Source organism: Paraburkholderia sp. RAU2J (genome assembly GCF_003634845.1).
In the GTDB taxonomy this organism is placed as follows: domain Bacteria; phylum Pseudomonadota; class Gammaproteobacteria; order Burkholderiales; family Burkholderiaceae; genus Paraburkholderia; species Paraburkholderia fynbosensis.
Genome location: NZ_RBXG01000001.1, coordinates 2,406,582 through 2,428,772 on the forward strand (window position 1 = coordinate 2,406,582; position 22,191 = coordinate 2,428,772).

The following is a 22,191-nucleotide window of genomic DNA, read 5'->3' on the forward strand; positions in this document are numbered from 1 at the left end:
GCGGTACGACAGCGTCATTTGCTCAGCATGCGCATTGCGCTTTCCAACCCGGCGAGCGTGAGCGGGTACATCCGGTGTCCGAGCACTTCGCGGATCGCGCTGACCGATTGCCGGTACGCCCACAAACCTTCCGGCTCGGGATTGAGCCAGGCGTGATGCGGGAAATGATCCGCGAGACGGCGCAGCCACACCGCGCCCGCCTCGGCGTTGTTGTATTCCACCGAGCCGCCCGGCTGCAGCACTTCGTAGGGGCTCATCGTCGCGTCGCCGACGAAGATCAGCTTGTAGTCGGGCGTGAACTTGTGCAGCACGTCCCACGTCGGCATGCGCTCGGCGTGGCGGCGGCGGTTGTTCTTCCACAGGAAGTCGTACACGCAATTGTGGAAGTAATAGAACTCGAGATGCTTGAACTCGGCCTTCGCGGCGGAGAACAGTTCTTCGGTGCGCTTGATGTGATCGTCCATCGAGCCGCCCACGTCGAGCAGCATCAGCACCTTCACCTTGTTGTGCCGCTCCGGCACCATCTTCAGATCAAGCCAGCCGGCGTTCGCGGCGGTGCTGCGGATCGTGTCGGGCAGATCGAGTTCTTCGGCGGCGCCTTCGCGCGCGAAGCGGCGCAAACGGCGCAGCGCGACCTTGATGTTGCGCGTGCCGATTTCGACCTGGTCGTCGTAGTCGCGATACGCGCGCGCTTCCCACACCTTTACCGCCGTGCGGTTGCCCGCCGCGTCGCCGCCGATGCGCACGCCTTCCGGGTTGTAGCCGCCGTTGCCGAACGGCGACGTGCCGCCCGTGCCGATCCACTTGCTGCCGCCTTCGTGGCGCTCTTTCTGTTCGTCGATCAGTTCCTTGAGGCGTTCCATCAGCTTGTCGAGGCCGCCCATCGCCTCGATCTGCGCTTTTTCCTCCGGCGACAGGTCGCGTTGCAGCTTCTTCTTCAGCCAGTCGAGCGGGACGTCGAACGCCAGTTCCGACGCTTTCGCGACGCCGTTGAAATACGCGCCGAAGGCCTGATCGAACTTGTCGAAATACTGCTCGTCCTTGATCAGCGTGATGCGCGAAAGGTAGTAGAACTCGTCGAGCGACGGCGCGATCACGTTGGCTTTGAGCGCTTCGAGCAGCGTCAGATATTCCTTCACCGACACCGGCAGTTTGGCGGCGCGCAGCGAGTAGAAGAAGTCGATCAGCATGCGGTGTCCCCTCCAGCGGCGAATGACCGGTGCGGCGCGTCGGGCGTCCGCGGGCCGGGATCGACCCGGCGCTCGCCCTTCGACGTGGCTCGCCCGATCAACGGTTGTTGCGGTTCATGAAAATCAGCCGTTCGAACAGGCTCACGTCCTGTTCGTTCTTCAGCAGCGCGCCGTGCAGCGGCGGAATGATCTGCTTCTGGTCGGACGAGCGCAGCGCTTCGGGCGGAATGTCTTCGGCGAGCAGCAGCTTGAGCCAATCGAGCAGCTCCGAGGTGGACGGCTTCTTCTTCAGCCCCGCCACGTTGCGCAGTTCGAAAAAGCTCTGCATGGCCGCGGCGAGCAGTTCCTTCTTGATGCCGGGGTAGTGCACCTCGACGATCTGCTGCATCGTGGCCGGATCGGGAAACTTGATGTAGTGGAAGAAGCAGCGGCGCAGGAACGCGTCCGGCAGCTCCTTCTCGTTGTTCGACGTGATGATCACGAGCGGGCGCTGTTTGGCGCGGATCAACTCGTGCGTCTCGTACACGTAGAACTCCATGCGGTCGAGTTCGCGCAGCAGGTCGTTCGGGAATTCGATGTCGGCCTTGTCGATCTCGTCGATCAGCAGCACGGTTTGCTCGTCCGACTCGAACGCCTGCCACAGCACGCCCTTGACGATGTAGTTGCGGATGTCCTTGACGCGCTCGTCGCCGAGCTGCGAGTCGCGCAGGCGCGACACCGCGTCGTATTCGTACAGGCCCTGCTGGGCCTTGGTGGTGGACTTGATGTGCCACTGCAGCAGCGGCATGCCGAGCGCGGCGGCGACCTCTTCGGCGAGCATGGTCTTGCCCGTGCCCGGTTCGCCCTTGATCAGCAACGGGCGCTTCAGCGTCATCGCGGCGTTGACTGCGAGCTTGAGGTCGTCGGTGGCGACGTACTGCGATGAGCCTTCGAAACGCATGGCGAGATGCTCTTGATCGGGAAAAAACCCAGTATAAGTCAGAAGCCCTGTTGGCCTGAAACCGGCTCGCGTATGGTGTCAGCCGAGGTTCAGCCCGATGCGCGGCCGGCCAAAACGGGCGTCGCATGCTTGATGCGTGTGTTGCGCACGGGTGGGCCGTGTGCTCGTTTGGTGTTCGTTTGGGATCCGCCTGGTGGGGCTGGTGCGAGCCTGAGCTGTGCTTGCCGGTGTTTGAGCCGGTGCCCCGGACTGCGCGGACCGTACGCTCGGGCACCCGGCAGGCCTTGCGTGGCCGGCGTGCCGGAGTAAAGCGGCACCGGCCGTGGCTTTGCTGCCGGCGGGCGGGCCGCTGGCCCCGCGCGGTGGACGTTCTGCGCAGCGTCGCGGTACAATTAGCCCGATTTTTTTGGCCTGCGTGGCTACCCTATAAGAAGAACGGCGCGGGCCGTTGCCTTTTTGGGCGCCCGTTCCCCTCATGCCAGGTTACATGCTATGAATAAATTCGTCGGCAAACACGTCGTGATCGCAGCGCTGTCGGTGCTCGCGGGCTATGCGGTCAGCGCCCAGGCAGCGGATGTCGTTGGTAACGCGAAGGCAGGGCGGGCCAAGGTCGCGATGTGTATCGGCTGCCACGGCATCCCCCAATACCGTACGGCTTATCCTGAGGTCTACCGTGTGCCGATGCTCGGCGGCCAGAATCAGGCCTACCTCGAAAACGCGTTGCGCAGCTACAAGAAGGGCGACCGCCATTTCGACACGATGCATGCCATCGCCGTCTCGCTGTCGGATCAGGACATTGCCGACATCGCCGCTTACTACGCGGCGCAAAATGCCTCTTCGAAAAACAATCCCGACAAGTGATCGGCCGCGGCCGTCCATCCAGTCACCCGGCTATCAATTATTCGCGGGATAGGAGAATTCATGATTAAGCCCCAACAGGCACTCCATACGGTGTTCAAGGCTGCTTGCGCGTCGGCGGCAGTGATCGGTCTGGCTGCAGCGAATCTCGCGCACGCCGCCGACGCAGGCAACGGCAAGGTGCTGTCCGACAGCCACAACTGCGCGGCTTGCCACGGCGTCAATCTGAACAAGCCGGTGAGCCCGGAGTATCCGAAGCTTGCGGGCCAGCACGCCGACTACATCTACTGGGCGTTGCGCCAATACCAGATGGGCACGGGCAATCCGCACCTCGGCCGCAACAACGCGATCATGCAGGCGCAGGTGCAGAGCCTGTCGCAGAGCGACATGAAAGATCTCGCGGCTTATATCGAATCGCTGGACGGCGATCTGGTGCAGAAGAAGTAAGCGCGCCGCGTCATGGTTGAGCGCCATCGCCGCGCTGCTTCCCGGATTCGAACGACACCCCGCCTTGGCGGGGTGTTTTGTTTTGGGAGCGGCGGCGCGGTTTGGCGTTCAGTCGCGTTCAGTCACGCTCAGTCACGCTCAGTCACGCTCAGTCACGCGTCGCGCGCCGCTCGATGCGCTGCAGATAGGCGTCCGTATCCGGCGGCGTGCCGGTGCGCTGCGCTTCCCAGATGGTTTCGCCGAGGCACTCCATGATCGCGTGCTGCGCGTCGTGAGTCGAGCCGAGGCGCGACGCGAGCCGCTCGTGCGCCGCGCGAATGCCCGGTGGCTGGTCGATCGACAACTGTTCGCTGATCGCCAGATGCATCGACAGATGCAGGAATGGATTGGTCTGGCCGCGTTCGGGCGAGTAATCCTGCGCCTGGGCGGCGCCGCTATCGCTGAGGTCCGCGTGATATTCGGGGTGCTCGACGATCCAGTCGGCGGCGATCGCCTCCAGCGGCGTCAGAATCTCGCCTTGACGCTGTTTGCGCCAGGTGTCGGTGAAAAAGAGGCGGACTTCGTCGCGGCTGGGATTGAACATCATGGAACCGGTGCGTTTGAGTGGGGACGCGCGAGGCAAGCGCGCAGGCCGCTATTTTACGCCGCGGCGGCGCGCGCTGCTGGCGGCTCGCCGCGCCTCGCGAGGCGGCTCAGAGATCCGGCGGTGGCGTTTTCGGACGGAACTCGCAAAGCGGCTCGATCACGCAATGCCAGCACTCGGGGCGACGCGCCTTGCAGACATAACGGCCATGCAGGATCAGCCAGTGGTGCGCATCGTGTCTGAACTCGGCGGGCGTGAATTTCTCCAGCGCCGCTTCGACCGCGCGCACGTCCTTGCCGGGCGCGAGCCCGGTTCGATTGGCAACCCGAAAGATGTGCGTGTCGACCGCGATGGTCGGATGGCCGAACGCGGTGTTCAGAATCACGTTGGCGGTTTTGCGGCCCACTCCCGGCAGACTTTCGAGCGCTTCACGATCCTCTGGCACTTCGCCGCCGTACTGGTCGAGCAGAATGCGGCAAGTCGCAATGACGTTCTTCGCCTTGGTCCGGTACAGCCCGATCGTCTTGATGTAGGCGGCCACGCCTTCCTCGCCGAGATCGAACACCTGCTGCGGCGTGTTCGCGACCGGGAACATCTTGCGCATCGCCTTGTTGACCGACACGTCCGTGGCCTGCGCCGACAACAGCACGGCAATCAGCAGTTCGAACGGTGAGGTGTACTCAAGCTCGGTCGTCGGATGCGGGTTGAGGCTCTGTAGCGTTTCGTAGATGGCGCGGCGTTTGTTCGCGTTCATGCGGAGCGTGACGGGTGCGTTCAGCGCGGGTTGGACGGCGTGTCGGTGTCGTCGTCGGCGGCGAGGCCGAGACGGCGGCGGCGCGCTTCGGCGGAGTCGATCTGCGCCTGCACGTCGGCGCTGACGCGTTCGGTGTTCAACGGGCCTTGGCCTTTGGCGGCCAGTTCTTCCTTTTTCTTGCGAGCGCGCTCGAGCGCGGCCTGGATGATCGCGCGTTTCTTCGCTTCGGCGTCGTCAACGGTGGGCGCCGCTGGCGCCGTAGCGGTGCCGGCTTGCATTGTTTGAGCCGCTTGCGTCACGTCCGGAGCGAGCGTCGCGCCCGCACCGCCGGCGTGACGCGCGGCAGCACGCGCTTCGGCCGCTTCGCGCTCACGCGCCAGACGGGCTTCGCGACGGTTATGACGCGCGCGCGCGGCGTCGGCCTGGCTCTGTGTCCATGCGTTCCAGCCGGTCGCGTCGCCGGTGACGGACGGCATCGCGATGCAGTCGACTGGGCACGGTGGCACGCACAGATCGCAGCCGGTACAGAGATCGGCAATCACGGTGTGCATCTGTTTCGGTGCGCCAACTATCGCGTCGACCGGACAGGCCTGCATGCACAGCGTGCAGCCGATGCAAACCTGTTCGTCGATAACCGCCAACGGACGCGCGCGTTCGATACCGTTGGCGGAATTGAGCGGAATTACCGGCTTGCCGAGCAACGCGGCGAGGCGTGCAATACCTTCGGCGCCGCCGGGAGGACACTGGTTGTAATTGGCCTCGCCGTTCGCAATGGCCTCGGCATAGGGACGACATGCGGGATATCCGCACTTCGTGCATTGCGTTTGGGGCAGCAGATCTTCTATGCGATCCGCAAGTATTTTAATGTCTGTCACGGTCACGACGCGGGGGCTTGCCTTGCTGCCATACAGCCTGAACTAAATAGCACATTATCGCCGATTTCCCCAATTGCCATTCGCAATCCATGTGCCATAATCGAAGCGCTTTTTCGAAAGACCGCAGAAAAGGGTGTGTTCCCCAACCATGGCGCGCCCGTTCAACGCTGTCGGTGCAAGGCCCGAGGAGAGGCCGGCGGCGCGATCCGGATAACGCGGCTCACGAAGACGATGCCACCATGAATCAGCCGAAAATCAAAAGAGATCCTGAAGGCACGCGGCGCCGCATTCTGCTTGCGGCGGCCGAAGAGTTTGCAAATGGTGGGCTATTCGGCGCACGCGTCGATCAGATCGCCCGCCGCGCGGAAACGAATGAACGCATGCTCTATTACTACTTCGGTAGCAAGGAGCAGCTTTTCACCGCGGTACTCGAGCACGCGTTCAGTGCGCTCAACGAAGCGGAACGCACACTCGAACTGAACGGCGTCGCGCCGGTCGAGGCCGTGACGCGTCTCGCGCATTTCGTGTGGGACTACTACCGCGATCATCCCGAACTGCTGCGTTTGGTCAACAACGAGAATCTGCATGAAGCGCGCTACATGCAGAAGTCGACGCGTATCCGCGAAATGATCTCGCCGATCGTCGCGACGCTCGGCGGCATTCTCGAACGTGGACAGCGTGCGGGGCTATTTCGCGCCAATGTCGATCCGCTGCGCTTTTACGTGACGCTGTCGGGCATGGGCTATTACATCGTGTCCAACCGCTTCACGCTCGAAGCGACGCTCGGCCGCGATTTCAATAGCGCCGGTGAACGCAGTGAAGTGATACAGATGAACACCGAGTTGCTGCTCGCGTATCTGTTGCGCAAGTAGACGCACAAGTCGGCGCGCACGCGGCGTACACGGTACGGCAGCGGAATTGCAAACGAAAACGGCCTCCGAAGAGGCCGTCGTTATCGACGTATGCCGCGTGCGTATTTCGCTCAGGCTTCGACTTTTTCCTTCACTACTTTCGGCGCCTTGTTGTGCTCGAGGATGAAGTCGCGCAACTGCGGATAAATAATCGTGCGCCAACGCCGGCCCGAGAAAATGCCGTAATGGCCGCATTTTTCCGCGGTGAAGTGGCGCTTGGCGCTCTCCGGAATGCCGGTGCACAACTCGTGCGCGGCATAGGTCTGACCGTCGCCGGAGATGTCGTCCAGTTCGCCTTCGATGGTGAACAGCGCGGTCTTCGTAATGTCCCCCGGCTTTACCCGCTCGCCGGCGACGTCCCACGTGCCTTCGGCAAGACGGAATTCCTGGAACACCACGCGGATCGTGTCGAGGTAATAGTTCGCGTCCATGTCGAGCACGGCGTTGTACTCGTCGTAGAAGCGGCGATGCGCTTCCGCATCGTCTTCGTCGCCGCGCAGCAGGCTCTGGTAGTAGTCCCAGTGCGAGGCCGCGTGACGTTCCGGATTCATGGCGACAAAGCCGGTGTGCTGCAGAAAGCCCGGGTAAACCTTACGGCCCACACCCGGGTAGTTCGGCGGCACCGTAAAAATCACGTTGTTCTCGAACCACTCGTAGGAGTGCTGGGTGGCGAGCGAATTGACCGAGGTCGGGCTCTTACGCGCGTCGATCGGTCCGCCCATCATCGTCATGGTGCGTGGCGTGTCTTCGCCGCGGCTCGCCAGCAGCGAAATGGCCGCCAGCACGGGCACCGTCGGCTGACACACCGAGATCACATGCAGATTTTTCGCGCCGATGTGACGGATGAATTCCTGAATGTAGGCGACGTAGTCGTTCAGACCGAACTCGCCGGCTTCGAGCGGCACCATGCGCGCGTCGATCCAGTCCGTCAGGTACACCTTGTGGTCTTGCAACAACGTCCGCACGGTGTCGCGCAGCAGCGTGGCGTGGTGTCCCGACAACGGTGCGCAGACCAGTACGACCGGTTCGTCCTTCAACTGCGTGACGGCGTCGCTGTCGTCGGCGAAACGCTTGAAGCGCATCAGACGGCAGAACGGTTTCTCGACGATGATCTGCTCGATGATCGGAATGTTGTGACCATCTTTAACAATCTGGTGAAGATTGAACTCGGGTTTTTCGTAATCTTTTCCTAGCCGGTACAGCAGTTCATAGCCGGCCGACAGACGGGTTGCGCCCGGCACATAGGCCAATGGACTGGCAGGATTCGCGAACGATTTCGACGCGGCCTGGGCCCAGGCGGTGAGGGGGCTCAACATCGCCCGTTGGAATTCGTGCAGTTGATAGAGCATGGGTGCTCCGTTTTTAAGCGGTTCGCATGGGGCTTCGCAAACACGCGTGAGGCGTTGCGGCGGGCCGTTTTGATTGTTGGCACATTGATTTTCGGCCGACAGGTTGATCGATCATATCGAACAAAGCGCACTTGTGCAATGCAGCAATTTGCGTGCGGGTAGCACGCAAACGTCATTAAATCATGCTACTGGCGATGTTGCCGCGCCGCTATCGGGGGTTGCCTCAGCCTTCAGTGTTGCGGAGCTGCTGCCGTTATGGCCCGGATGCCCGGTTGCCTGGGCCATTTCCTGTTCGTGCTTCATCAGATTCAGGCCGGTATGCACGAGCGCCACGTGCGAAAACGCCTGCGGGAAATTGCCGACCAGGCGCTTCTCCGCCGGATCGTACTCTTCGGCGAGGAGGCCCACGTCGTTACACAGCGCGAGCAACCGGTCGTACATCGTGATGGCTTCGTCGATACGGCCTTGTAGCGCGAGGTTGTCCACCATCCAGAACGAGCACGCGAGAAACGTGCCTTCCCCGGGCGGCAGGCCGTCGTCGTATTCGGTGGTGCGGTAGCGCATCACGAAGCCGTCGCGCATCAGGTCGCGCTCGATCGCCGCCACGGTGCCCTTGATGCGCGCATCGTGCGGCGGCAGGAAGCCGACCATCGGCAGCAGCAGCACGCTCGCGTCGAGCTGGTCGCTGCCGTAGTACTGCGAGAACGCATCGAGCTCGGTATTCCACGCTCTCTCGCAGACTTCCGCGTGAATCTGCGCGCGGGTGGCGCGCCATTCGTCGAGGGGGCCGTCGAGCTTGAACATTTCGGCCGAGCGGATCGCGCGATCGAACGCGACCCACGCCATCACCTTCGAGAAAGTGAAATGCTGGCGGCCGCCGCGCGTTTCCCAGATGCCTTCGTCGGGCTCCTGCCAGATCGTGCCGAGGTGTTTCAGCAGCGCGCGCTGCACGTTCCATGCGGTGTCGTCCGCCTGCAGGCCGCCGACGCGCGCGAGATGCAGCGCGTTCATCACTTCGCCATACACGTCGAGCTGGCGCTGGCCGACCGCGTTGTTGCCGATGCGCACCGGCTTCGCGCCTTGATAACCCGGCAGCCAGTCGATTTCGAATTCCGGCAGCCGCCGCTCGCCGGCGATCCCGTACATGATCTGCAACTGCTCGGGCGCGCCGGCCATGACGCGGCCGAGCCAGCTGCGCCACGCGCGCGCTTCGTCGTAGTAGCCGCCGCGCATCATCGCGAGTAGCGTGATGGTGGCGTCGCGCAGCCAGCAGTAGCGGTAGTCCCAGTTGCGCGTGCCGCCGAGCTGCTCCGGCAGTGACGTGGTGGGCGCCGCGACGATGCCGCCGGTCGGCTCATAGGCAAGCGCCTTCAGCGTGATCAACGAGCGGCGGATCGCGTCGGCCCAGCGACCTTCGACGGTGCCGCGCGCGGACCATTCGAGCCAGTGATTCTCGGTGCGCGCGAGCGAGGTGTGCGGATCGCGCGCGGGCGGAATGCGCAAATGCGAGGCCGCGTAGGCGAGCGAGAACGGCACCCGTTCGCCAGCGCTGACGGTGAAGTCGGCGACGGTTTTCATGTCTTCGCCGCGCAGCTCGACCGGTGTGCGCAGCACCGCATTGTCCGGTCCGACGATCGCCTTGATGCCGCTGTCGTGCTTGAGCTTGTCGACCCACGGAATCGAAAAGCCGTAGTCGAAGCGCAGCACCAGTTCCATCTTCATGCGCACGGTGCCGCGTTTGCCGACGACGATGCGCACCATCTCCGACCAGCCGTTGCCCGGCGGCATGAAGTCGATCAGCGTGACGGCGCCTTCTGCCGTTTCGAAATCGGTCTCGAGGATCAGGGTTTCGCCGCGATAGCGACGCGTGATGGTCGGTGCGGCTTCAGGGTCTTCCGATACCGGCGAGATCAGCCAGCGGCCGTTCTCGGGCGTGCCGAGCAGGGCCGCGAAGCACGCGCCGGAGTCGAAGCGCGGCCAGCAGAGCCAGTCGACGGAACCTTCGCGGGAGACGAGCGCGGCCGTATGGCCGTCGCCGATGAGCGCATAGTCTTCGATGTGTGCGGGCATAGAGGAGCGTGTCAGTGATGACGCGCGGCGAGGCCGTCGCGCTGGGTCATGGTTACTACCGGACTCGCGCGATGCGCATTGGTTCATCGCACAATGCGGCAAAACGCGGGTTGGTAATTGTCAAATCAGTGCCTACAATCGGATTTCGAGCCGAGCCCCGGAGCCCATCCGGGCAGCGAGTCGGCCTTGCCCATGGCGCACACAGGCGCCGTTTCCGAGGACGAATGCCATGCTGAACCCGACGAAAACCGATTGCATCACGATACTCTCGGCCGCCAGCCAACTCGCCGGCGATTCGATGTTGCCGCTCGATCATGGCCGGCTGGGCCTAAGCCGCAACGGCATGCTCGCCGCTGCCGCGTTTCTGGTCGAACGGGCCTGCTTCCGGCGCTATCAGGAAGGTGACGGCCATTATGCCGTCGGCGCGCTGTCGTTGCAGGGACGCTTGCGGCTCGACCAGCTTTCGAATGGTTGACGCTCGGCGACCGGGCGTGCAAGCCGCGCGGCCGATGTGCGAGCGGCGGCGCTCCATGCGTGCGGCTTGAAGATCTGCTAAGGCATTGCCGCGAAGCTGCATCGTGATGCGGCGCGAGAGCGTTGGCGACGCTGCATTTCCCACACATCAGCTTTGCGTCGCGCGTGCGGACGGTCGTCGCCACACGCGTGTGCTTCGTCGCGCCTTCCTTGCGCATTGACGATGCGCAGCCAGGCCTGCGCCCGGCCGCACGTCGATTGCCAGCCACTCAGAAGTGCGACGACCCCACACCGAAGATCCCAATGATGCCGATGATGATCAGATAGAGCGCGACGATGTAGTTCAACAGGCGCGGCATCACGAGAATCAGAATGCCGGCGATCAACGAAACGAGCGGGCCCAGGCTGAGTGTGACGTTCATGAAGACTCCGTAGTGTGAAATGCGTAAGACGCGATTAAAGAAACGTCCCGCGACGCGGGACAATGGCTGCCGATGCGTGCCGGCAGCCGGATTCACTGCATGATCCGACCCAACGCTTTTATACTTGCCTCGATAAGAACAACGCTAGATTCACCGCGCGGCAGACCAGCGACATCATTACAACCGCTTCGACCCAATAACCGATGTGGAGGAGGTTCTATGCTTCGTCGTCGCCGGGCGGCCGTGCGTGCCATTTCGAGTCGCGCTTCATCTGTTTTCCCGCCTTCCGTTTCGCCCGCCGTTTCGCCCGCCGCCGCTGCTTGCGGGATAGGACACACCGGGCGGCCTGCGCCTCTATGCGCTGCCCGCTCGATAATAAAAGGTTTCGTGCTCATGGTCTCGATTGTTGCGTCGCACGCGTATGCGCAAGGTTCCGGCCCGGTCCCCGCGGACGGCGTCTACAACATGCTGGTCGGCACTTACACCAGCGGCAAGAGCGAGGGCATCTACGTCTATCGTTTCGACACGAAGACGGGCGCGGCCACGCGCGTGTCGGTGGCGCAGACGGTCAATCCGTCGTTCCTCGTGGTGAGCCGTGACCGCCGCTTCGTCTATGCGGTCAACGAACTGCCCGGCGACAATGGCCCGGCCACGCAGCGCGGCGGCGTCAGCGCGTTTCGCTTCGACGCCGCGCAGGGGCAACTGACGTTCCTCAACAAGGTGTCGTCGGATGGCAATGATCCGTGCTATCTGAGTTTGTCACCGGATGAGAAGTATCTGCTGAGCGCGAACTACTCGGTGGCGGCCGACCCGGGCGGCAGCTTCGCGGTGTTACCGGTTCAGGGCGACGGCCAGCTCGGCACGTCGGTGCTTACCGTGCATCACGAGGGCGGCGGTCCGGTGAAGGGGCGTCAGGACAACTCGCACGTTCACTCCACGGTGTTTTCGCCGGATGGGCGCTATCTCTTCGCGCAGGACCTCGGCGCCGACAAGCTGTACTCGTACCGCTACACGCCGGGCGACAGTCACGGCCCGCTCACGCCGACCGATTGGGGCTATACCCAGCAGAAGGCGGGCACGGGGCCGCGTCATCTGATCTTCGGCGCGGACGGCAAGCATGCGTATCTGACGAGCGAACTGAACGCCTCGGTCAGTACGTTCGACTACGCCGACGGCAAGCTCAAGCTGGTGCAAACGCTTCCTATGACGCAGCCGGGCTTCAAGGGGGCGGTCGGCGGGGCGGCGATCCATCTGTCGCCGGACGGGCGCTTCGTGTATGCGTCCAATCGCGGTGACGCGAACGAGATCGTGATCTTCTCGGTCGATCCCGCGAATGGGCATCTGAAGAAGATCGGGCATCAATCGAGTCTCGGCAAGTCGCCGCGTGAGTTCGCGATCGATCCGACCGGCAATTGGCTGATCGTCGGCAATCAGAACAGCGATACGGTGTACGTGTTCAAGCGCGATCGTCAAAGCGGCCTGCTCGATCCGATGCCGAAGCAGCACTTCGAACTCGGCGCGCCGGTGGACTTCAAGCTGGTGTCGCCGTCGTGAAAGGCAGAGTGTCGTGCTTGATTTGAACGTGTGGGTGGAATGAAGAACGGGCCGCTTGGAGCGGCCCGTTCTTTTGCCTTGCGGCCGGCTCGGCAACTCGCCTCGCAGCCATCGGCGGCCGATCAGCCGCCCCTTGCAAACCGGCGAGAAACCGCCCGCCGGCCCGCTATTCCGCCGGCCCTGGCGCGAGCACTTCGCGGCTGCCGTTGATGCTCATCGCCGACACGAGTCCCGCCGTCTCCATCTGCTCGACGAGGCGCGCCGCACGGTTATAGCCGATGCGCAACTGCCGCTGCACCGACGAAATCGACGCCCGCCGCGTACGCACCACGAACGCGACCGCTTCGTCGTAGAGCGGATCGGCTTCCGCATCCGGCGATTCGCCGAACAGGTCCTGCGCCGCGCCGCCATCGGTGGCCGGGCCGTCGAGAATGCCTTCCTCGTATTGCGGCTCGCCGAACTGCTTCAGATACTCGACGATCCGATGCACTTCCTCGTCGGCGACGAATGCGCCGTGCACGCGTTGTGGGTAGCCCGTACCCGGCGGCAGGAACAGCATGTCGCCCTGACCGAGCAGCGACTCGGCGCCCATCTGATCGAGAATCGTGCGCGAGTCGATCTTCGACGACACCTGGAACGCGACGCGCGTCGGAATGTTCGCCTTGATGAGCCCGGTGATCACGTCGACCGAGGGCCGCTGTGTGGCCAGAATCAGGTGGATGCCGGCCGCGCGCGCCTTCTGCGCGAGCCGCGCGATCAGCTCTTCGATCTTCTTGCCCGCGACCATCATCAGGTCGGCCAACTCGTCGATCACGACCACGATCAGCGGCAGCGGCGCGAGCGGCTCGGGCGCTTCGGGCGTCAGCGAGAACGGGTTGCCGAGCTTCTTGCCCTTCGCTTCAGTGTCGCGGATTTTCTGGTTGAAGCCCGCGAGATTGCGCACGCCGACCGCGGACATCAGCCGGTAGCGCTTCTCCATTTCGCCGACGCACCAGTTCAGCGCGTTGGCCGCGAGCTTCATGTCGGTGACGACCGGCGCGAGCAGGTGCGGGATGCCTTCGTACACCGACAGCTCCAGCATCTTCGGATCGATCATGATGAGGCGCACTTCCTCGGGCGTCGCCTTGTAGAGCAGCGAGCAGATCATCGCGTTGATCGCGACCGACTTGCCCGAACCGGTCGTGCCCGCGACCAGCATGTGCGGCGCCTTCGCGAGATCGGCGACGACCGGATGGCCGGTGATGTCCTTGCCCATCGCGAGCGTGAGTTGCGAATGCGAGTTCTGGTAGACGCTTGCTTCGAGGATTTCGGACAGACGGATCGTCTGGCGTTTCGCGTTCGGCAATTCGAGGCCCATGCAGGTCTTGCCGGGAATCGTTTCGACCACGCGGATGGAGGTGAGGCCGAGACCGCGCGACAGGTCCTTCATCAGGCCGACGATCTGACTGCCGCGCACGCCGAGCGCGGGCTCGACTTCGAAGCGCGTGATGACCGGACCCGCCGACGCGCCGACCACGGTGACCGGCACTTTGAATTCCTGCAGACGCTGCTCGATCAGCAGGCCGGTTTCGATGAGCTTTTCCTCGGAGACCGGTTCGACGTCGGTGTGGGCGCGCTCGAGCAGATCGAGCGTGGGCAGCTCGACCATCGACGCAGCGGGCGCATGGAATTCGAAGCCGTTGGCCGGGACGTGGCCGCGCAGCGGGGGACGCTGGACGGCGGGTTCCGCAGGCGGAGTTGGCGGGGTTGCCGATGGTGTGAACGGTACTGACGCGACGGGCGGTTCGATCGTGCGGGCAGCGATAGCGGATTCTTCCGCGCTGGCCGCTTCGTCGACACCGGTGGCTGGTGCCAACGATGCGGCCTGAGCCGCGAAACCTGAGAAGCGAACCACGTTCGAGGCCTGCTGCTCGATGCTGTGTGCCGCGGCTGACGGGGTGGTGTTCGCTGCGACGGTCGCTGCGGTCGTTGCCGTCGTTTCAGGTGCGAAAGTGCTTCCCGCTTGCGCTACGTTTAGCGGGGCAGGGAGGTCCGCCGTTTCTGATTGGCCCAGTGTTGCTGCTTCGATCGAGTTCGCGCTTGCGACGTGCATCGACGGGATGTCGTGAGATGTCGGGGCGGTTTCAGCTGGAACGCTTGTGTGGCTCGCCGGCGGCACGACCGATGCCGTCACGTCGTGCTGTGTCGCGATGGCGTCGACCTTGGTTTGCCAAGGCGTGAGCGTCCTATCGGCAAACACTTCTGCGGCCGGTACGGGCGGGTGCAGCGTCGTTGCAGGAACGGCGGCAGACTCGACGACCGGAGCGGGCTCTTCCGCGCGCGCCGCGACAGTGTCATTCGTGGACGCTGTGACGCCAGGCGCGGTGGTTTGCGCGGACTCTACCCGTTCGCTGACCGGTTGCGTGAACTCGGCAATCGGGTGCGCGTGGCTGTCGATGTGGATGGTCGATTGCGCCGGGTCGTCTTCGAAAGGTGAATTGTCCGGTGCTGGCTGTTCGTCGCTCGTTTCCAACTGCGCCGCGAAGATCTGGAATGGCGTGGGCGTCACTGCCGGCGTCGCGTGTTGCGGGGCAACCGTGACGGATGCATGCGCAGGCGGTGCGGGTGTTGCAGGTGTGAACGCAGCGGGGGGCGACGTGGGTACAGCAGGCTCGGACACAGCGGGCGCAGACGTAGCAGACCCGGCAGACCCGGCAGACCCGGCAGACCCGGCAGACCCGGCAGACCCGGCAGACCCAGCAGACCCGGCAGACCCAGCAGACCCAGCAGACCCAGCAGACCCGGCGGGGACAGGCGCCGCGGCTGCCGACCTAACAGGCATCAACGCAGCAGGTGCCGTCACAGCAGACGTGGACAAAACTGGAGCGGGCGCAGCAGGCGCGACCAAAGCAGGCTCAGACACCACATGCGCAGACACCACATGCGCAGACACAGCAGGCGCGGGCGCAGCCGTCAGCGACGCGTGAATGATCGGCGGCTCGATGGGCCAATGCACGACGGGCTCTGCATTCGTCTCGACTGGCGCATCGACTGCGGCTTCCATCCCCGGTGATTCGACGGGCGCCGCTTCAACGGGCGTTTGCTCAAACGACTGCGCGACAGGCTGCTCAACCGCAGGCTCGGCAATCTCCCGCAAAGGCTCATCCGCACGCGTCGACGAAGCCGTCCCAGCCGCTGCGACATGGCGTGCATCCTCGCGAGGCCAGTCGACCTCGACCGACGGCGCGGCGTGCGCCGCAGCCGTCATCTTCGCGCCTTCCGCGCCGCTGCTGCGCGCGAGGCTGACGCCGGCCAGATCGGTCCAGCGCGCGGCATTTTCCGCGATGCTGCGCAGCGTTTCCTGGACGCTGGCGGGCGGCGAAACTTTCTGCGCCGCCGCCATGGGCCGCGTGTAACTCGGTGCCGTCCGAGGCGTAGCCGATGGTGGCGTGACCGCGTTCGCAAGCGGGGCAGCCGGGAACGGTTGACGGGTCGCGGCAGCGCGGTCGGGCGGAGCCGCTGCACGCTGCATTGCCGCCGAATGGCTCGCGCCGGCCGCGGTATTCATCATCGAACCGGCCACAGTGCTTGCAGCCGTGGCTGCCGCCACGCCGTGCGCGGCCCTCGCCGACGCGCCTGCCGCGCCCGACGCGGCAGGACCGGGGACACCCGCCACACCCGCCGCCGTCGCCAAACCCGCCCCCGAATCAACCGATCCCACCGACCGTTGTTCGCCAGCCGAGCGTCGGCCGACCTGCAACGCGCCATCGCGAGGTACCGCAGAGGCGCCTGAAATGCCCGCCGCCCCAGCCCCCACCGGCACCCCCGCACGCGACGACGCGGTCTCCCGCAACCACCCGGCAGGCGCGACCGGCTCAGCCGGCATGAATGGCGCCTTATCCGCATTCAGCGCCGACTTCTGAATCGACGCCTGCCGCGGCGGCGTCGCCGCGCCCGTGCGCAGCACCGGCTCGACCTGCGTCGCCTGGCTGCGCGGCGTCACGTCACCCGCGCGCCAACTCGACCCAGCACCGCGCGCCGCCGCATCCTTGCCGGACGCCGCGCCGCGTCCGCTCGCCGGCGGCCGCCACACGGTCGGACGCGTGTAGCGCCCATTGGTTTTCGGCGCCATCGTATTGGTGGCCGGCGAAACGTGCGAAGACAACCCGTCATCGACGCTGCGATGCCGGCGCGCTTCCTCATCGCGCCTGGCCAGTCCGCGCGACAGGCCGAGACCGAACGCGCCGTCCGCCCACGCGGCGAAATCACGCCAGCGGAAGTCGATCAGCCAGGGCAGGCTGATGAGAAGCAGGGCGAGCGCCGCGAGCGGTGTGCCGATATGTCCGAGCAGATGACCAAAGCCCGCAGCGAGCGCATGGCCGAGGCCATTGAGACCTGCCACGTCGAGCAGCGACGCCTCGAGCGTGCAACTCGCCACCATCACGCAGACGAAGCCGAGCCACAGGCGGATCGTGCCGGGGCCGCGCAAGCCTGCGCCGCCCGGCAGCACCGACTTCACGAGGCGCCACAAAAGAGGAATGAACCAGACGGCCGACCCGCCGAACCAGCCGAAAACTACCGTGTGCATGCTAGACATCAACGAATGACGGACGCGCAAAAACGCAATCCGTCGAGTTTAAACCGGCGAAGCACGAGGCTTCGAAGGCCGACGCAAGTATGCTTGCGTCCCAAGGGAGAGCAGACCGGCGCGCGGCCTGCCATCGGCGAAAATGAACTGCCGGCGCAACACCGGGCGCAACCCGCGCGAGGCGGCCCGGATGCGGGTGCATGCGTTCATTGGTGCGTCGAGTCGCCCGTGCGCGTACCACTGCTTCACGTCGCGGGCAGGCGAGCCGGCTGCCGGCTCGGGCACCCTCTGGCGCACCTTTCATTTGGTGCTGCGATCGAAGGTCAGCGTGTCGCCGTTATCGAGCGTGATCTGCATCTGCTGCGGCTCGCGCATCTGCACGCCGGTGCGCTCGATGCGCGTCAGCGCGTCGAGAAACGCACCTTCGATGTTGCCGCCCAGCGACATGCACGCCATGCGCGTGCCGGCCAGCGGACCGAAGCTGAGCTTGCCGTCCTTCAGCGCGTATGTGCCCATGAAGCGATTGCAGCCGGAAAAACCGCTCGCGTAACGCTGACCCTTCGAAGTGGAGAGCGTGAGCGTGAGCGGTCCGCCCTGGTCGGCTGACGGAACCGCGCGCGCCGTGCCGTCGGCCTGCTTCCAGGCGCTCAGCACCCAGCTCGTGTCGTCGAGCAGCTGCACGGCGGCGGGATTGTAGGGATCGGGCGCCGCAGCGGCCGAGTCGGGATGTTTCGGGATCGCGCAGGCGCCCAGCAGCGCGGCGACGCTCAGCGCGGCGATGGCCGCGCGCACGGACGGGGTGAAGCGCGCAACACGTCGCGCGGAGGAGCTTTGGAGCATGGCGTCGTTCCTCTTCAAACTGGCGAAGGCGTAAGGGTAACGCACTAAGCTGGCCGCACGCGAGCGCAACGGCGTGCGAAAATTTTAGTGAGATGGCGGCGGCGCACGGGCGCGGCACTGCCGCGTCCTTCGTGCGCGCTTCATGCACCCCTCATGCACGCCTCATGCACCTTTCGCGCACGAACAATGACAGGACAATGCGGCCGCCGCGAGCAAGCCGCGGCGAGGGGCCCGCATGTTAACATCGTGTTCTCACCAATCCCACCTTCATCCTGACTTTTTCTGGAGACCCCATGCAGATCGGCCAACGGATCGGCACGCCCCTTTCTGACTCCGCCACGCGCGTCATGCTGCTCGGCGCCGGCGAACTCGGCAAGGAGGTGATCATCGCGCTGCAACGGCTGGGTGTCGAAGTGATCGCCGTCGACCGTTACCCGAATGCGCCGGGCCACCAGGTCGCGCATCGCGCGCACGTGATCGACATGACCGACCGCGCCGCGCTGCGCGCGCTGGTCGAGCAGGAGCGCCCGCATCTGATCGTTCCCGAGATCGAGGCGATCGCCACCGACGCGCTCGCCGCGATCGAAACCGACGGTCTCGCCGAGGTGATCCCGACCGCGCGCGCCACGCAACTCACGATGAACCGCGAAGGCATTCGCCGTCTCGCCGCGGAAGAGCTCGGCTTGCCGACCTCGCCATACGCGTTCGCCGATTCGCTCGACGAACTGCGCGCCGGCATCGCCAAGGTCGGCTATCCGTGCGTCGTGAAACCGGTGATGTCGTCGTCGGGCAAGGGGCAGTCGGTGCTCAGGAGCGAGGCCGACGTCGAACCCGCCTGGCAATACGCCATGGCGGGTGGCCGCGTGAATCACGGCCGCGTGATCGTCGAAGGCTTTATCGACTTCGAATACGAGATCACGCAGTTGACCGTGCGCGCGATCGATCCGGCGAGCGGCGCAGTCAGCACGTATTTCTGCGATCCGATCGGCCACGTGCAGGTGGCGGGCGACTACGTCGAATCCTGGCAGCCGCAGCCGATGAGCCCGCTCGCGCTCGAACGTTCGCGCGAAGTGGCGCACAAGGTGACGGCCGCGCTCGGCGGCCGCGGCCTCTTCGGCGTGGAACTTTTCGTGCGCGGCGATGACGTATGGTTCTCGGAAGTGAGTCCGCGTCCGCACGACACGGGGCTCGTCACGCTGTGCTCGCAACGCTTCTCCGAGTTCGAGCTGCATGCGCGCGCGATCCTCGGCTTGCCGGTGGATACGTCGCTGCGGGCGCCGGGGGCATCGGCGGTGATTTATGGCGGGCTGGACGAAACCGGTATTGCTTTCGAAGGCGTCGCGGCGGCGTTGGCGGTGCCCAATGCGGACCTGCGCCTGTTCGGCAAGCCGGAGAGTTTCGTCAAGCGCCGCATGGGCGTCGCGCTCGCCACCGGCGAGAGCCTCGACCAGGCACGCTCGCGCGCGAAGCAGGCCGCGGCGGCGGTGCGGCCGGTGTCGGCGAAATAAGCCCGGGGTGCCGTGCGCGAAGCTGCGCTCACGCGTGTCGAGATGCGAACCGCATGCACGACACCCCGCACGACACCATTTACGCGCCGGCCGTGCTTGCCGGGCGCTCTAAACAGAATGATGGAAGCTCGTCGAGCTCATCGGGATCGAGGTATGTATGGCGCCTGACTCGCGCAAGATCACGCAGTGCGGCATGACCGGCCGTCTCGGGGCACTCGGCGTGGCGCTCGCGCTATGTGCCGGGCTCGCGGGCTGCGGCCTCGCGGCCGCGCCGTGCCGGGTCGCGTCGGCCGGTCTGAAGATCGTGCCGCTGGTCGGGCACGTCGCCGCCGCGCCGACCGACGCATGCGCGGCGGTGATCGATCCTTGAGCGTCTGGTCATCGCGCCACGCAATGCGGCGTGCGATTCGCATTCCGTCCGGTTGGGAATGTCGCCACAAACGCCGCATCAAACGCCACATCAAACGCCATAGCAAACCAGCAACAAGCGAGGCATCCGATGAAGACATGGCTGGTTGCAGCAATCACAGCGGCGAGCCTCGCCGCGCTCGACGGCCATGCATGGGCCGCGCCGTTGCAGGTCTCGCAGATTCAGACCAAAAACCGCCAGACGCACAAATACACCTGCGCGACCGGCAAGATTCTGCATGTCACTTACTGGAACACCGCGAACGGCCAGAGCTTCGCGCTCGTGCCGGTGAATGGCAAACCGCTGCTGTTCGTCAATACGATGTCGGCGTCCGGCGCGAAATACCAGGCCGGCAGCTACACGTGGTGGACCAAGGGTCCGCGCGCCGATCTATATGACGCGACGAACGGCGAAAATGCGCCGCCGGTTCTCTCCGACTGCGTCACCATCGTCCGCTAGGCATGATGCGGCGGCCCTCCGTGTCCGTGCCGCCGCTTCTCCTTTGCCTGCCTCACGTCATCCTCGCCGCGCCGCATGTTCCGCCTGCGCGCATCATTTCCGTTCGAGTAGTAAGCTGTCCGGCATGGCATTCGCCGTGCCGTCGTGCCATGCCGCGCGCTGTCTGCGCGGCCGTCGTCGTCTTCGATCGTCCGTTTCCGGAGCCCGAGGGTTGGGCTCACGGCCCGCGTCCGTATCATCAAGCGAGACCTCAATGAAAGCATCGGACCTGTTCGTCAAATCGTTGGAAGCCGAAGGTGTCGAGTATGTGTTCGGCATCCCCGGTGAAGAAAATCTCGATCTGCTCGAATCGCTGCGCCGCTCGAAAATCCGTCTGATCCTCACGCGCCACGAACAGGCGGCCGGCTTCATGGCCGCCACTTATGGACGCCTCACCGGCCGCACCGGCGTATGTCTCGCCACGCTCGGCCCCGGCGCGACCAACTTCGTGACCGCCGCGGCGTATGCGCAGCTGGGCGGCATGCCGATGCTGATGGTCACCGGACAAAAGCCGATCAAGTCGAGCAAGCAGGGCCATTTCCAGATCGTCGACGTGGTCCGGATGATGGAGCCGCTCACCAAGTACACGCGGCAGATCGTGTCGATCAGCAACATTCCGGCGGCGGTGCGCGAGGCGGTCCGGCAGGCCGAGGAAGAGCGGCCCGGCGCCACGCACCTCGAATTGCCCGAAGACGTCGCGCACGAAGAGGGCGACGGCAAGCCGATCCCGAAGAGCTTCAGCCGCCGCCCCGTCGCCGAGGAAAAAGCGGTGGCGCGCGCGGTCGAGGCGATCATCGGCGCGAAGCATCCGTTGCTGATGATCGGCGCGGGCGGCAACCGCAAGACCACCACGAAGATGCTGCGCGAGTTCGTCGACCAGATCGGCATACCGTTCTTCACCACGCAGATGGGCAAGGGCGTGATCGACGAATCGCATCCGATGTGGCTCGGCAATGCGACGCTGTCCGACGGCGACTTCGTGCACCGCGCGATCGAGCACGCGGACTGCATCATCAACGTGGGCCACGACGTGATCGAGAAGCCGCCTTTCTTCATGCGCAGCGGCGAAGCGGGCGAGAAGACGGTGATTCACGTCAACTTTCTCGGCGCGGAAGTCGACACGGTGTATTTCCCGCAGATCGAAGTGGTCGGCGACATCGCCAACGCGGTGTGGCAGTTGAAGGAAAGCCTCAAGGAGCGTCAGGAGCATTGGGACTTCACGCGCTTCAAGGAGATCAAGCAGCACTTCGAGGCGCACCTGGTCAAAGGTCAGCACGACGACCGCTTCCCGATGTACCCGGTGCGGATCGTCAACGACGTGTACGAGACCACGCCGGTGGACGGCATCGTGTGTCTCGACAACGGCATGTACAAGATCTGGTTCGCCCGCTACTACCGCGCGCATGAACCGAATTCGCTGCTGCTCGACAACGCGCTCGCGTCGATGGGCGCGGGCTTGCCGTCGGCAATCGCCACGAGGATCGTGCACCCGGATCGCAAGGTCATGGCCGTGTGCGGTGACGGCGGCTTCCTGATGAATTCGCAGGAACTGGAAACGGCGGTGCGTCTGAAGCTCGATCTGGTGATCCTGATCCTGCGCGACGACGCGTTCGGGATGATCCGCTGGAAGCAGGAGAACATGAATTTCCCCGACTACGGCATGACGCTCGCCAATCCGGATTTCGTCGCCTATGCGCAGAGCTATGGCGCGAAGGGGCATCGGATCGAATCGGCCGCGGAGTTCGCGCCGTTGCTGCGCGAATGTTTCGTGACGCCCGGCGTGCACGTGATCGATGTGCCGATCGACTACTCGGACAACGAGCGCGTGCTCAACCGCGAGATCAAGCGGCTGTCCGCGCAACTGTGAGTTTCGTCTGAACCGGAAGCGGGCGGCATGGCGCTTGCGCGCGGTGCCGCCGCTACTACTGACACTGCTCTTGCA

At 64.6% G+C, this 22,191-nt stretch carries 19 protein-coding genes; 9 read left to right on the top strand and 10 right to left on the bottom strand.

Annotated features, from left to right (window positions below):
* Positions 1-14 precede the first annotated feature (14 nt).
* Both B0G69_RS11030 and B0G69_RS11035 read right to left on the bottom strand, forming a co-directional pair.
* Entirely contained in the window at positions 15-1,190 is a 1,176-nt protein-coding gene (locus B0G69_RS11030) for a VWA domain-containing protein (RefSeq protein WP_121316908.1), read from the bottom strand.
* Between the two features lie 97 nt (positions 1,191-1,287).
* Positions 1,288-2,130 (bottom strand): MoxR family ATPase, encoded by an 843-nt coding sequence (locus B0G69_RS11035; protein WP_020065319.1) that lies wholly within the window; start codon positions 2,128-2,130, stop codon positions 1,288-1,290.
* Between the two features lie 492 nt (positions 2,131-2,622).
* On the opposite strand from B0G69_RS11035, the gene B0G69_RS11040 reads away from it, so the two are divergent.
* Positions 2,623-2,991: a c-type cytochrome gene (locus tag B0G69_RS11040; RefSeq protein ID WP_121316909.1), complete on the top strand. Its 369-nt coding sequence runs from the start codon at positions 2,623-2,625 to the stop codon at positions 2,989-2,991.
* Between the two features lie 60 nt (positions 2,992-3,051).
* Positions 3,052-3,435 (top strand): c-type cytochrome, encoded by a 384-nt coding sequence (locus B0G69_RS11045; RefSeq protein ID WP_121316910.1) that lies wholly within the window; start codon positions 3,052-3,054, stop codon positions 3,433-3,435.
* Between the two features lie 148 nt (positions 3,436-3,583).
* Here the strand turns inward: B0G69_RS11045 and B0G69_RS11050 are convergent, their stop codons facing one another.
* From B0G69_RS11050 to rsxB, 3 genes are all read right to left on the bottom strand, one after another.
* A complete protein-coding gene (locus tag B0G69_RS11050; RefSeq protein ID WP_121319308.1) occupies positions 3,584-4,018 on the bottom strand; it encodes a DUF1841 family protein in 435 nt (144 codons plus the stop codon).
* A gap of 109 nt (positions 4,019-4,127) precedes the next feature.
* Positions 4,128-4,772, bottom strand: coding sequence for an endonuclease III (gene nth, locus B0G69_RS11055; protein WP_121316911.1), 645 nt, complete (start codon positions 4,770-4,772; stop codon positions 4,128-4,130).
* A 20-nt stretch (positions 4,773-4,792) separates the two neighbouring features.
* Positions 4,793-5,647, bottom strand: a complete 855-nt coding sequence (rsxB, locus tag B0G69_RS11060) for an electron transport complex subunit RsxB (protein ID WP_121319310.1) — start codon at positions 5,645-5,647, stop codon at positions 4,793-4,795.
* 239 nt (positions 5,648-5,886) lie between these two features.
* On the opposite strand from rsxB, the gene B0G69_RS11065 reads away from it, so the two are divergent.
* Complete coding sequence (locus B0G69_RS11065) at positions 5,887-6,519, top strand: TetR/AcrR family transcriptional regulator (RefSeq protein WP_121316912.1); 633 nt, start codon at positions 5,887-5,889, stop codon at positions 6,517-6,519.
* A 110-nt stretch (positions 6,520-6,629) separates the two neighbouring features.
* Here the strand turns inward: B0G69_RS11065 and phaZ are convergent, their stop codons facing one another.
* Positions 6,630-7,907: a polyhydroxyalkanoate depolymerase gene (phaZ, locus tag B0G69_RS11070; RefSeq protein ID WP_121316913.1), complete on the bottom strand. Its 1,278-nt coding sequence runs from the start codon at positions 7,905-7,907 to the stop codon at positions 6,630-6,632.
* Between the two features lie 180 nt (positions 7,908-8,087).
* Entirely contained in the window at positions 8,088-9,977 is a 1,890-nt protein-coding gene (locus B0G69_RS11075) for a glycoside hydrolase family 15 protein (RefSeq protein WP_121316914.1), read from the bottom strand.
* A 229-nt stretch (positions 9,978-10,206) separates the two neighbouring features.
* Here B0G69_RS11075 and B0G69_RS11080 point away from each other — a divergent pair, with 229 nt between their 5' ends.
* Positions 10,207-10,452, top strand: coding sequence for a hypothetical protein (locus B0G69_RS11080; RefSeq protein ID WP_121316915.1), 246 nt, complete (start codon positions 10,207-10,209; stop codon positions 10,450-10,452).
* A gap of 268 nt (positions 10,453-10,720) precedes the next feature.
* On the opposite strand, the gene B0G69_RS11085 is transcribed toward B0G69_RS11080, so the two are convergent.
* On the bottom strand, positions 10,721-10,873 hold the full coding sequence (locus B0G69_RS11085) for a DUF3096 domain-containing protein (RefSeq protein ID WP_007175701.1): 153 nt from the start codon (positions 10,871-10,873) through the stop codon (positions 10,721-10,723).
* Between the two features lie 219 nt (positions 10,874-11,092).
* Here B0G69_RS11085 and B0G69_RS11090 point away from each other — a divergent pair, with 219 nt between their 5' ends.
* Positions 11,093-12,427 carry a lactonase family protein gene (locus B0G69_RS11090; RefSeq protein ID WP_199731183.1) on the top strand — a complete coding sequence of 445 codons (1,335 nt, stop codon included), beginning with the start codon at positions 11,093-11,095 and terminating at the stop codon, positions 12,425-12,427.
* Positions 12,428-12,593: 166 nt separating this feature from the next.
* On the opposite strand, the gene B0G69_RS11095 is transcribed toward B0G69_RS11090, so the two are convergent.
* Both B0G69_RS11095 and B0G69_RS11100 read right to left on the bottom strand, forming a co-directional pair.
* Positions 12,594-16,994, bottom strand: coding sequence for a DNA translocase FtsK (locus B0G69_RS11095; protein ID WP_121316917.1), 4,401 nt, complete (start codon positions 16,992-16,994; stop codon positions 12,594-12,596).
* 300 nt (positions 16,995-17,294) lie between these two features.
* Positions 17,295-17,834, bottom strand: coding sequence for an META domain-containing protein (locus tag B0G69_RS11100; protein ID WP_121316918.1), 540 nt, complete (start codon positions 17,832-17,834; stop codon positions 17,295-17,297).
* A gap of 293 nt (positions 17,835-18,127) precedes the next feature.
* Here B0G69_RS11100 and purT point away from each other — a divergent pair, with 293 nt between their 5' ends.
* The 4 genes from purT to B0G69_RS11120 all read left to right on the top strand — a co-directional run bounded on the left by purT (position 18,128) and on the right by B0G69_RS11120 (position 22,116).
* Positions 18,128-19,342 carry a formate-dependent phosphoribosylglycinamide formyltransferase gene (gene purT / locus B0G69_RS11105; RefSeq protein ID WP_121316919.1) on the top strand — a complete coding sequence of 405 codons (1,215 nt, stop codon included), beginning with the start codon at positions 18,128-18,130 and terminating at the stop codon, positions 19,340-19,342.
* Positions 19,343-19,499: 157 nt separating this feature from the next.
* A complete protein-coding gene (locus B0G69_RS11110; protein WP_121316920.1) occupies positions 19,500-19,712 on the top strand; it encodes a DUF6726 family protein in 213 nt (70 codons plus the stop codon).
* A gap of 129 nt (positions 19,713-19,841) precedes the next feature.
* Complete coding sequence (locus B0G69_RS11115; protein ID WP_121316921.1) at positions 19,842-20,210, top strand: MliC family protein; 369 nt, start codon at positions 19,842-19,844, stop codon at positions 20,208-20,210.
* Between the two features lie 253 nt (positions 20,211-20,463).
* Positions 20,464-22,116, top strand: a complete 1,653-nt coding sequence (locus tag B0G69_RS11120; RefSeq protein ID WP_121316922.1) for an acetolactate synthase large subunit — start codon at positions 20,464-20,466, stop codon at positions 22,114-22,116.
* The last annotated feature ends 75 nt before the right edge of the window (positions 22,117-22,191 follow it).

Bases quoted from the DNA above. Each gene is read 5' to 3' on its own strand.
- B0G69_RS11030 (WP_121316908.1), bottom strand. From the start codon at position 1,190: ATGCTGATCGACTTCTTCTACTCGCTGCGCGCCGCCAAACTGCCGGTG.
- B0G69_RS11035 (WP_020065319.1), bottom strand. From the start codon at position 2,130: ATGCGTTTCGAAGGCTCATCGCAGTACGTCGCCACCGACGACCTCAAG.
- B0G69_RS11040 (WP_121316909.1), top strand. From the start codon at position 2,623: ATGAATAAATTCGTCGGCAAACACGTCGTGATCGCAGCGCTGTCGGTG.
- B0G69_RS11045 (WP_121316910.1), top strand. From the start codon at position 3,052: ATGATTAAGCCCCAACAGGCACTCCATACGGTGTTCAAGGCTGCTTGC.
- B0G69_RS11050 (WP_121319308.1), bottom strand. From the start codon at position 4,018: ATGTTCAATCCCAGCCGCGACGAAGTCCGCCTCTTTTTCACCGACACC.
- nth (WP_121316911.1), bottom strand. From the start codon at position 4,772: ATGAACGCGAACAAACGCCGCGCCATCTACGAAACGCTACAGAGCCTC.
- B0G69_RS11065 (WP_121316912.1), top strand. From the start codon at position 5,887: ATGAATCAGCCGAAAATCAAAAGAGATCCTGAAGGCACGCGGCGCCGC.
- phaZ (WP_121316913.1), bottom strand. From the start codon at position 7,907: ATGCTCTATCAACTGCACGAATTCCAACGGGCGATGTTGAGCCCCCTC.
- B0G69_RS11075 (WP_121316914.1), bottom strand. From the start codon at position 9,977: ATGCCCGCACACATCGAAGACTATGCGCTCATCGGCGACGGCCATACG.
- B0G69_RS11080 (WP_121316915.1), top strand. From the start codon at position 10,207: ATGCTGAACCCGACGAAAACCGATTGCATCACGATACTCTCGGCCGCC.
- B0G69_RS11085 (WP_007175701.1), bottom strand. From the start codon at position 10,873: ATGAACGTCACACTCAGCCTGGGCCCGCTCGTTTCGTTGATCGCCGGC.
- B0G69_RS11090 (WP_199731183.1), top strand. From the start codon at position 11,093: ATGCTTCGTCGTCGCCGGGCGGCCGTGCGTGCCATTTCGAGTCGCGCT.
- B0G69_RS11095 (WP_121316917.1), bottom strand. From the start codon at position 16,994: ATGCACACGGTAGTTTTCGGCTGGTTCGGCGGGTCGGCCGTCTGGTTC.
- B0G69_RS11100 (WP_121316918.1), bottom strand. From the start codon at position 17,834: ATGCTCCAAAGCTCCTCCGCGCGACGTGTTGCGCGCTTCACCCCGTCC.
- purT (WP_121316919.1), top strand. From the start codon at position 18,128: ATGCAGATCGGCCAACGGATCGGCACGCCCCTTTCTGACTCCGCCACG.
- B0G69_RS11110 (WP_121316920.1), top strand. From the start codon at position 19,500: ATGGCGCCTGACTCGCGCAAGATCACGCAGTGCGGCATGACCGGCCGT.
- B0G69_RS11115 (WP_121316921.1), top strand. From the start codon at position 19,842: ATGAAGACATGGCTGGTTGCAGCAATCACAGCGGCGAGCCTCGCCGCG.
- B0G69_RS11120 (WP_121316922.1), top strand. From the start codon at position 20,464: ATGAAAGCATCGGACCTGTTCGTCAAATCGTTGGAAGCCGAAGGTGTC.